The 257-nt window shown below is 51.8% G+C and carries 1 rRNA gene; it reads right to left on the bottom strand.

Features of this window, described 5'->3' with window-relative positions:
- A 23S ribosomal RNA gene (locus MRBLST15_RS21095) occupies positions 1 to 257 on the bottom strand; the annotation flags it as partial.

Consider the following 257-nt stretch of genomic DNA (forward strand, 5'->3'; position numbering starts at 1 on the left):
TAGCCCCGTTAAATCTTCCCCGCAGACCGACTCGACCAGTGAGCTATTACGCTTTCTTTAAAGGGTGGCTGCTTCTAAGCCAACCTCCTGGCTGTCTGTGCCTTTCCACATGGTTTTCCACTTAGCACAAAATTTGGGACCTTAGCTGTGGGTCTGGGTTGTTTCCCTTTTCACGACGGACGTTAGCACCCGCCGTGTGTCTCCCATACAGTCCGTCTCGGTATTCGGAGTTTGCAATGGTTTGGTAAGTCGCGATG

Source organism: Stenotrophomonas sp. LST15-1-1.1, from assembly GCF_040815575.1.
Lineage (GTDB): Bacteria > Pseudomonadota > Gammaproteobacteria > Xanthomonadales > Xanthomonadaceae > Stenotrophomonas > Stenotrophomonas lactitubi_B.